Origin of the sequence: Streptomyces sp. SID486 (genome assembly GCF_009865385.1) — a bacterium.
Lineage (GTDB): Bacteria > Actinomycetota > Actinomycetes > Streptomycetales > Streptomycetaceae > Streptomyces.
The window spans coordinates 22391-30890 of record NZ_WWJT01000373.1 but is presented as its reverse complement, the minus strand read 5'-3'; the positions used below and the strand labels follow the sequence as shown (position 1 = coordinate 30890).

At 74.6% G+C, this 8500-nt stretch carries 8 protein-coding genes; 5 read left to right on the top strand and 3 right to left on the bottom strand.

The features are described 5' to 3' along the window. Positions 1-37: 37 nt before the first annotated feature. The 3 genes from GT045_RS17395 to GT045_RS17385 all read left to right on the top strand — a co-directional run bounded on the left by GT045_RS17395 (position 38) and on the right by GT045_RS17385 (position 3523). Positions 38-760 carry a DUF4142 domain-containing protein gene (locus GT045_RS17395; protein WP_161334729.1) on the top strand — a complete coding sequence of 241 codons (723 nt, stop codon included), beginning with the start codon at positions 38-40 and terminating at the stop codon, positions 758-760. Between the two features lie 118 nt (positions 761-878). Then, positions 879-1655: a TIGR04222 domain-containing membrane protein gene (locus GT045_RS17390; protein WP_161334728.1), complete on the top strand. Its 777-nt coding sequence runs from the start codon at positions 879-881 to the stop codon at positions 1653-1655. Between the two features lie 152 nt (positions 1656-1807). Further along, positions 1808-3523 (top strand): alpha/beta hydrolase, encoded by a 1716-nt coding sequence (locus tag GT045_RS17385; protein WP_161334727.1) that lies wholly within the window; start codon positions 1808-1810, stop codon positions 3521-3523. Between the two features lie 8 nt (positions 3524-3531). Here GT045_RS17385 and hemQ read toward each other — a convergent pair whose 3' ends face one another. Both hemQ and hemG read right to left on the bottom strand, forming a co-directional pair. Continuing rightward, complete coding sequence (hemQ, locus tag GT045_RS17380; protein ID WP_161298263.1) at positions 3532-4263, bottom strand: hydrogen peroxide-dependent heme synthase; 732 nt, start codon at positions 4261-4263, stop codon at positions 3532-3534. 5 nt (positions 4264-4268) lie between these two features. Further along, complete coding sequence (hemG, locus tag GT045_RS17375; RefSeq protein ID WP_161334726.1) at positions 4269-5681, bottom strand: protoporphyrinogen oxidase; 1413 nt, start codon at positions 5679-5681, stop codon at positions 4269-4271. A gap of 246 nt (positions 5682-5927) precedes the next feature. Here hemG and GT045_RS17370 point away from each other — a divergent pair, with 246 nt between their 5' ends. Together GT045_RS17370 and GT045_RS17365 are read left to right on the top strand one after the other, a co-directional pair. Continuing rightward, positions 5928-6773, top strand: coding sequence for an EamA family transporter (locus GT045_RS17370; RefSeq protein ID WP_161333936.1), 846 nt, complete (start codon positions 5928-5930; stop codon positions 6771-6773). Between the two features lie 106 nt (positions 6774-6879). Further along, complete coding sequence (locus GT045_RS17365; RefSeq protein WP_161297146.1) at positions 6880-7155, top strand: DUF1876 domain-containing protein; 276 nt, start codon at positions 6880-6882, stop codon at positions 7153-7155. A gap of 31 nt (positions 7156-7186) precedes the next feature. Here GT045_RS17365 and GT045_RS17360 read toward each other — a convergent pair whose 3' ends face one another. After that, positions 7187-8347: a serine hydrolase domain-containing protein gene (locus GT045_RS17360; protein WP_161333937.1), complete on the bottom strand. Its 1161-nt coding sequence runs from the start codon at positions 8345-8347 to the stop codon at positions 7187-7189. Positions 8348-8500: the final 153 nt, after the last annotated feature.

Below are 8500 nucleotides of genomic sequence, written 5' to 3'. Positions count from 1 at the left end.
CCAGGCACCCCCGGCGTGCGGCGCAGGAGGCAGCACCATGCGACCGCGTCCCCCCGTCCACGGCCGAGGCATGTTCAGCGGCACCGGACTCATCGTCACCGCACTCGCGGCGACGGTCGTCGCCCTGCTCGTCCCGCTCTGGTCCTACGCCGGCCGGCCGGACCCGGCCGGCGCGAGCGTGCTGAGCGCGCGGACGGTGACGACGCCGTACGGCCCCCTGTCCGAGCAGGACCGGGACTTCGTCGTCAAGGTCCGGCTGGCCGGACTGTGGGAGCTGCCCGCCGGAGAGCTGGCGCGCAGCAAGGGCACCACCCCGGCCGTCCGCACGGCGGGGCAGCATCTCGTCGACGGCCACACCTCCCTGGACGCACACGTCCGGACCGTCGCCACCCAGCTCGGCGTTGCCCTGCCCAACGAGCCGAACCAGCAGCAGAAACAGTGGCTCGCCGACCTGGACGCGGCCGGGGGCCAGGACTTCGACCGCCGGTTCGCCGGGCTCCTGCGCCTCGCGCACGGCCGGGTGTTCTCCCTGGTCGCCCAGGTCCGGGCCGGCACCCAGAACTCACTGGTCCGCGATCTCGCCGACGACGCCAACGCGACCGTCCTGGACCACATCAGGATCCTGGAGGCGACGGGCTACGTCGACTTCTCCGCGCTGGCCGAGGACCTGGCGGCCTCCGCCTCCCCCGTGCCCACCCCGCCGGAGGTCGCCCCCGACGCCGCCGTACCGGTCACACCGCCGGCGACGAACGGTCCCTGACGGGCCCTGACCACCGCCTGACCAGGCCGAAAAACGGAACGTAACGTACCGGCAACACTCCGTCCGGATCGTGAACAGGGCATGGCGCACGAGCGGGCCCCTGGCATACAAACACGTCATGTTCTGGGTCCTTCTCCTCCTCCTGGCCTGGGCTTTCGCCGGTACGGCCTGTACCCGGCTGTGCCTGGCGGCCGTACGCGCGGCAGCCGCGGACGCGCGTGACGAGCCGACGGCCCGGAACCGTGAACTGACGCTGTACGAAGCGGCCTTCCTCTCCGGCGGCCCCGCCCGGGTCGCCGACGTGACCCTGGTCTCCATGGCGCGCCAGCGGCGGCTGCTGCTCGCGCACACCGGCTGGGCCACGGTCGTGGACCCGAGGGGGCGCGACGAGATGGAGCGGTCCGTCATAGGGGCCATAGGGCCCGGGGGGCAGTCCCGGATCGCGCCGGTGCGGACCCGGGCGGCCGCCGCTGAGGCCGTGGGGCGGCTGGCCGACGGGCTGGTGCGCGCGGGACTCGCGGTGCCCGAGGGGGCGGGCACCACCGGGTCGGCCGTCCGTCAGGTGCGGGTCGCCGCGCTGGCCGTGACGGTGCTGGGCGTCACCGCCCTGCTGCTGCCCGGCCAGCCGGGGACACCGCGCCTGCTGGTGGGACTGTGGTTCGCCCTGCCCCTCACACTGGCGCTCAGCTGCCTGGCGATCGCCCGGTTCGAGGTGCACCCGTACTCACGCTGGGCCTCCCCCGCCGGCCAGCGGCTGCTGAACACGCTGGCCGGGGAGCCGGCCGGCGACGAGAGGTCCTTCCTCACCTCCGTCGCCGTACGCGGCGTCCGGGCGGTCGGCGAACCTGAGCTGCGCGCGGCCTTCACCCACCGCGACCAGCCCTGGCGGGAGTGAGCACGGCGGCTTCGGGGGGCTCATAGGGGGCATTGGCGCCGACACCGGCCGGATGGTGCTTGCCTTCCCCCACAACCGAACGAAACATCCCTTTTGTTGTCGCCGGACCGTGGCAGCCGTGCCATCGCCGACGCGCACCGAAGGGATACGCGATGAAAGCTGCCGCCCTCTACTCGACCGCGGGGTCCTTGCTCCTGACCACTCTGGCGGCGGCCCCGGCGGGCGGCGCGCCCGGCACCCCCGGCGCCCCGGGCGTCCCCGGCACCGCCGAACTGCGCGGCACCGCGGTCGCCGTGGCCCGCGCCCGGACGGCCGGCATCGACTTCGGCGCATGCTCGGCGGCCGACGTGCCGCAGCCGGCGGCCGGCCTGCGGTGCGGCACGGTGTCCGTCCCGCTGGACTACGCGCACCCGGGCGGCAAGCAGATCAAGCTGACCGTCAGCCGCGTCCCGGCCACCCAGAAGGACCCGCACAACAGCAAGCGCAAGGTCCCCCGGCAGGGCGCCCTGCTCTACAACCCGGGCGGCCCCGGCGCCTCCGGCATGTACTTCCCGCTGGTCGGCACGGTCCCGGAGTGGAAGCGGATCGCCGCCGCCTACGACCTGGTCGGCTACGCCCCCCGCGGGGTGGGCCGCTCGGCCCCGCTGTCGTGCGAGGACCCCGAGCGTCTCTTCAAGGCGCCCACCACCTCACCCGTGCACCCGACCGAGGCGTACAAACGGCAGCGGATCACCGAGGCGCGGGCGTACGCGCGCGGCTGCGCCCAGCGCTCCGGCAGCGGACTCCGGTTCTACAACTCGCTCAACAACACGCGGGACCTGGACGTCCTGCGGGCCGCGCTGGGCGAGGACCGGCTGACCTTCGTGGGGGCGTCGTACGGCACCTACCTCGGCGCGCTGTACGCGGCGATGTTCCCCTCGCACGTGCGGCGCATGGTCCTGGACTCGGCGGTGAACCCGGATCCGCACAAGATCTGGTACCGCAGCAACCTGGACCAGTCGGCGGCCTTCGAGGAACGCTGGGCGGACTTCCGCGAATGGATCGCCCGGCACGACGACGTCTACCGGCTCGGCGCCACCCCGGCGAAGGTGCAGCGCGCCTACGACACCGCGCGTGAGCGGCTGGCCGGGAAGGCGGCGGGCGGCAAGGTCGGACCCGGCCAGCTGCAGAACGCGTTCCTGATGGCGGGCTACTACGACGACTTCTGGCCGAGCCGGGCCGCGGCCCTCTCGGCGTACCTGCACGGCGATCCCGCGCCGCTGGTCCGGCTGGCCGCGCCGAGCCCGGAGTCGGCCGCCGAGGCGGAGAACGGCCGTGCGGTGTACACGGCCGTGGAGTGCAACGACGCGCCGTGGCCGGCGGACTGGAAGGTGTGGGACCGCGACAACACCCGGCTGGCCCGGGTGGCACCCTTCGAGACCTGGGACAACGCGTGGATGAACCTGCCGTGCGCCTACTGGCCGGCATCCCGTCAGCAGCCGCTGGACGTGCGGACCGGGCCGGGTGAGCTGCCGCCGGTGATGATCCTGGCGGCCGAACGGGACGCCGCGGCGCCGTACCAGGGCGCCCTGGAGATGAACCGGCGGCTGGGCGGCTCGGTGCTGGTGACCGAGCGGGACGCGGGCACGCACGGCATCGCGGGCGGCCCCAACCGGTGCGTCGACGGTCACCTGGACGCGTATCTGCTGGAGGGCCGCCTCCCGGCGCGGCACACGTCCTGTGCGCCGCGGCCGGAACCGGTCGCCTCCGGCGGCCCGGCCGACGACGAGGGCCGGCGGGACGCGCTGAAGGGCAAGGGCGGATCGCGCGAGGACGGATCGCGTCGGGCCGCCCGCGGAGTGCCGCGCGCGGTCTCCCGGGTGTCCTGAGGGGTGGCTCAGGCCAGGCCCGCCACCAGGTCGGCGACCGACTTGCGGCGGCCCGTGTAGAACGGGACCTCCTCGCGGACGTGCATGCGGGCCTCGGAGGCGCGCAGGTGGCGCATGAGGTCGACGATGCGGTACAGCTCGTCGGCCTCGAAGGCCAGCATCCACTCGTAGTCGCCGAGGGAGAACGAGGCGACCGTGTTGGCGCGCACGTCCGGGTAGCCGCGGGCCATCTTGCCGTGGTCGGCGAGCATGCGGCGGCGGTCCTCGTCGGGCAGCAGGTACCAGTCGTAGGAGCGCACGAACGGGTAGACGCTCACGTAGTTGCGGGGCGTCTCGTCGGCGAGGAACGCCGGGATGTGCGAGCGGTTGAACTCGGCCGGGCGGTGCAGCGCCATGTTCGACCAGACGGGCTCCAGGGCGCGGCCCAGCCGGGTGCGGCGGAAGAGGTTGTACGCCTCCTGCAGCTGGTCGCTGGTCTCGGCGTGCCACCAGATCATGAGGTCGGCGTCGGCACGCAGGCCGGAGACGTCGTAGGTGCCGCGGACCGTCACGTCCTTGGCGGCGAGCTGGTCGAACAGCTCCTGGACCTCGTCGGCGTATCCCGCGCGGTCCTCCGGCAGTACGTCCTTCAGCCTGAAGACCGACCAGAGGGTGTAGCGGATGACCTCGTTGAGGTCCTTGGCCAGCTTGCCCTTGTTCGGGATCCTGCCGGACTCGGTGATGGGGGCGTCGTCACTCATGGCCCCTATTCTCCCGCTCCGCCGTGCAGGCTCTGCACCGGGTGGGCGGTCAGCTCCGTCACCCCGGTCAGGTCGCCGGCCAGCTGGTCCACCGCCGCGTACGCGCTCGCGATGCACGCCGGGACGCCGACACCGTCGTACTGCGCGCCGCACACCGCGAGCCCCGGGAGCTTCGCGACCTGCTCGCGGACACGGGCCACGCGCGCGTGGTGGCCGACCGGGTACTGGGGCAGGCCGTCCGTCCAGCGGGTGACCCGGGTCTCCAGCGGTACGGCGTCCAGTCCGGTGGCCGCGCGCAGGTCGTGCCGGGACGCCTCCACCAGGTCGGCGTCGTCGCCGTCGAGCACCTCCGTCTCGCCGTAGCGGCCCACGGACGTGCGCAGCACGACCACGTCCGGGTCCTCCTCGCCGATCCAGCCCCACTTCCGGGACGCGAAGGTGGACGCCTTGATGGTGCGGCCGTCGACGGGTGGCACGAGGAAGCCGCTGCCCTCGGGCAGGGCCGCCTCGGCGCGCCGGTAGGCGAGGGTGACCAGGGCCATCGAGGCGTACTCGACGGCGGCCAGCTCGGCGGCGGCCCCTGGGGACTCGGTGCGCAGCAGCCGGGCGGCGGCCGGTGCGGGTACGGCGACGATCACGGCGTCGGCGTGCAGCACCCGCTCACCGGCGGTGACGCGCCAGCCGCCGGCCGCCTCGCGGCGCAGCTCCCGGGCGGGCGTGCCGGTCAGGATCTCGCCGCCCCGCGCGCGTACGGACGCGGCGACCGCGAGCGGCAGCTGTCCGACCCCGCCCACGATGCCCATGAAGACGGGCCCGGTCTGCCCGCTCGCGGCGGTCTGCGCCTGGATCTCCCGGACGCCCTCGGTGAGGGAGGTGTGGGCGCGGGCGGCCCGGAACAGCTGCGGGACGGCCGAGCGCATCGAGATGCGGTAGGCGTCGCCCGCGTACACCCCGCCGAGCAGGGGTTCCACCAGCCGGTCGACGACCTCGCGGCCGAGCCGGGCCGCCACGTACTCCCCCACGGCCACGTCGTCGCCGACCTCGGTGCGGGGCAGGTCGGCGTCGCGGCCGATGCGGGCCAGGCCCTCGGCGGACAGCACGCCGGACAGCGCGGCGGCGGTGCCGGGCACGCCCATCACATGGCCCTTGGGCATGGGGCGCAGGGCACCGGGCGGCGGACGGAACTGCGGCCGGTCCAGCGGATCGGCGGTGCTGTCGGCGGCCGGCGCCGTGTAGTGCCCTTCGAAGCCCGGCAGGACGCCGTGCCGTTCGATCTCGTCCGGAGACAGCGGCAGTTTCGACTGTTCCGGTTCGGGGAGCTTGTCGTCCCCGGGTACTGCTTCTTGTTCGCTCACGAGTGATCCCCCGACTGCCCGGCCGACGGCACGGCAGGGCGTGACTCGGCCGCGTTCCGGCAATGGTCAGGTCGTCATCATCTCAGCGGTGTGATCATCGGCGGGCATCCGGGCCCAGTCGCGGGGCCTCCCGGGGCCGGGGGACGTGCCGAGCGCCGACCCCGTGAGCGCGCGCGGGTGATGCCGTAGCGTGCCCGTCATGACGACGACAGCCGCCACTGACGCCGAGAGGTCCCGGTCCCGTCCCCGGTTCGCCGAAGCGCGGCGGGCGCACGGCCGCGCGGACGGGGTGTCGCGCGAGCGGACCGCGTGACACCGCTCGTCGCGGCGGCCGTACTGCTCGCCGCCGTCACCCACGCCGGCTGGAACGCCCTCGCGCACCGCGTCACCGACAAGCTCGCCGGCTTCGCCCTGATCTCCGGCGGCGGGCTGCTGATCGGGCTCGCCGCGACACCGTTCGTGGCGTTCCCGGCGGGCCCCGCCTGGACGTACCTGTTCGTCTCGGCGGCCGTGCACATCGCCTACTACGCGCTGCTGATGACCTCGTTCCGGCTGGGCGACTTCGGGCAGGCGTACCCCATCGCGCGCGGCAGCGCCCCGCTCCTGGTCACCCTGCTCGCGGCCGTCTTCGCGCACGAGGTGCCCGGCGCCTGGGCGAGCGCCGGCATCGCCGTGTCCTGCCTCGGCCTGACCGGCGTCAGCCTGTGGGGGGTGCGCGGCAGCCGGCCCGACTGGGCGGCCGTCGGCGCGGCCCTCGCGACCGGCCTCACGGTCGCCGCCTACACGGTCATCGACGGTCTGGGCGTACGGGCCGCCCACACGCCCCTCGGGTACACCGCGTGGCTCATGGCCGTCCAGGGGGCCGCCATCCCCGCGTTCCTCTGCGTACGCGCGCGGGGCGACACGGTACGGCTGCTGCGCCCGTACGCGGCCGTCGGCCTGCTCGGCGCCGCCCTGTCCGTCGTCGCGTACGCCCTGGTGCTGTGGGCCCAGACGCGTGCCGCCCTCGCCCCGGTCGCCGCGCTGCGCGAGTCGTCCATCATCGTCGGCGCCGCCATCGGCGCGCTGTTCTTCAAGGAGAGCTTCGGCGCTCCCCGCATCGCGGCGGCCGGCCTGCTGGTCGTGGGGATCGGGCTGATGCTGCGGCCCGGATAGGGCGCGCGCAGCCGTGCGCGGCGCCGCACCGCCGCCCCGGTGCCGACATGACGGGCCGGGGTGCGGTGGCGCACCCTGGAAGCAGCGATTGTCGGAGGTGGTCGTCATGATGCACACCCCTGTCGGATGGCACATCGAGCTGGAGTTCATGGAGGACGATCAGCACACCCGCGCGGTGGCCATGGTGCGCCTGCCCGACGGCGCCGAGGTACGCGGGCACGGGCGGGCCAGCAGGCACCGCGTCGACGCGAACCAGCCCCGGGTCGGCGAGGAGATCGCCGGCGCCCGGGCGCTCAACGAACTCGCCATGCAGCTGCTGACCAAGGCCCACGAGGAGATCGACGCGGACTCCGGGCGGATCTCGCACCCGATCCACGTGTGACGCCGTCCGGCGCGCGGGTGCCGCCGTCGGATCAGGCGAGCGCCGTGCGCACGGCCCGTACGAGCGCCTGCGCCCTCGGGTCGGCCGTCACACTCTGCCGGAACCCGTTGGTGACGTAGCCGAAGGCGATGCCGGTCTCCGGATCGGCGAAGGCGAGGGCACCGCCGCGGCCGGGGTGGCCGAAGGAACCGGGGGAGAGCAGCGGGGACGCGGGGCCGTGCAGCATGTACCCGAGGCCGAAGCGGGTGCCGACGACCAGGACGCGGTCCGCTCCGGCGGACCGCTCGGCGCGGGCCAGCTCCATGGTCTGCGGGGTGAACAGGCGGGTCCCGCCGTCCACGTCGCCTATGAGCGAGGCGTACAGACGGGCCAGTCCGTCGGCCGTGGCGATGCCGTTGGAGGCGGGCAGGGCGGCGGCCCGGTAGGCGGGGGCGTTCTCGTCGGGGAGCGGGGTGATCGCGGCGAACGCGCGCCGGGTGAGGGAGCCGGGGTCGGCGTACGCCTCGGCCACCGCGCGCTTGGGCCGGGTCTTCAGGCCGCCGGCGGTCTCGGGCGTCCGGGCCGGTCCGACGCGGCCCACGTGCGCCTGGCGCGGCTGCGGCAGGCCGAGCCACAGGTCCGCGCCGACGGGTGCGGCGATCTCGTCCGCCAGCCATTCGCCGACCGGGCGGCCGGTGATCCGGCGCAGGAGCTCACCGGTGAGCCAGCTGTAGGTCTGCGCGTGGTAGCCGTGGTCCGTGCCCGGCTCCCAGGCCGGCGCCTGGGAGGCGACCGCCGCGGCACCGGTACCGGGGTCGGCGGCCTCGGCGGGGGTCAGGGGGCGGTCCAGGGCCGGCACGCCCGCTCGGTGGGCGAGCAGGTGCCAGACACGCGTGTGCTCCTTGCCGGCCGCCTTGTACTCCGGCCAGTACGTGCCGACCGGGGCGTCCAGGTCCAGCTCGCCGCGCTGGTGCAGGAGCAGCAGCGCGGCGGCGGCGACGCCCTTGGTGGCGGAGCGCACGATCTGCGCGGTCCCGCGCTGCCAGGGGGTCTCGCCGTCCACGTCCCGGGTTCCGGCCCACAGGTCCACGACCCGGTGGCCGCCGCGGTAGACGGCCACGGCCGCGCCGCGCTCGCCGAGCAGCGCGAAGTTCGCCGCGAACGCCTCCCTGACCGGCTCGAAGCCCTCGGCCACTGTGCCGTGCACGTCCACGCCCGCCGTCCCTTTCCCTCGCCCAAGACAGTGCCTGCAACAGCGGCCTCCCGCCTGCGATTCCTCGGCGGGGGGCGGGACGGGCGTGAGATGTCTCTCAGTAAAGGGGGGCGCCTCGGGGCATCCGGGGCCCCTCGGCACTCACCACGGGGA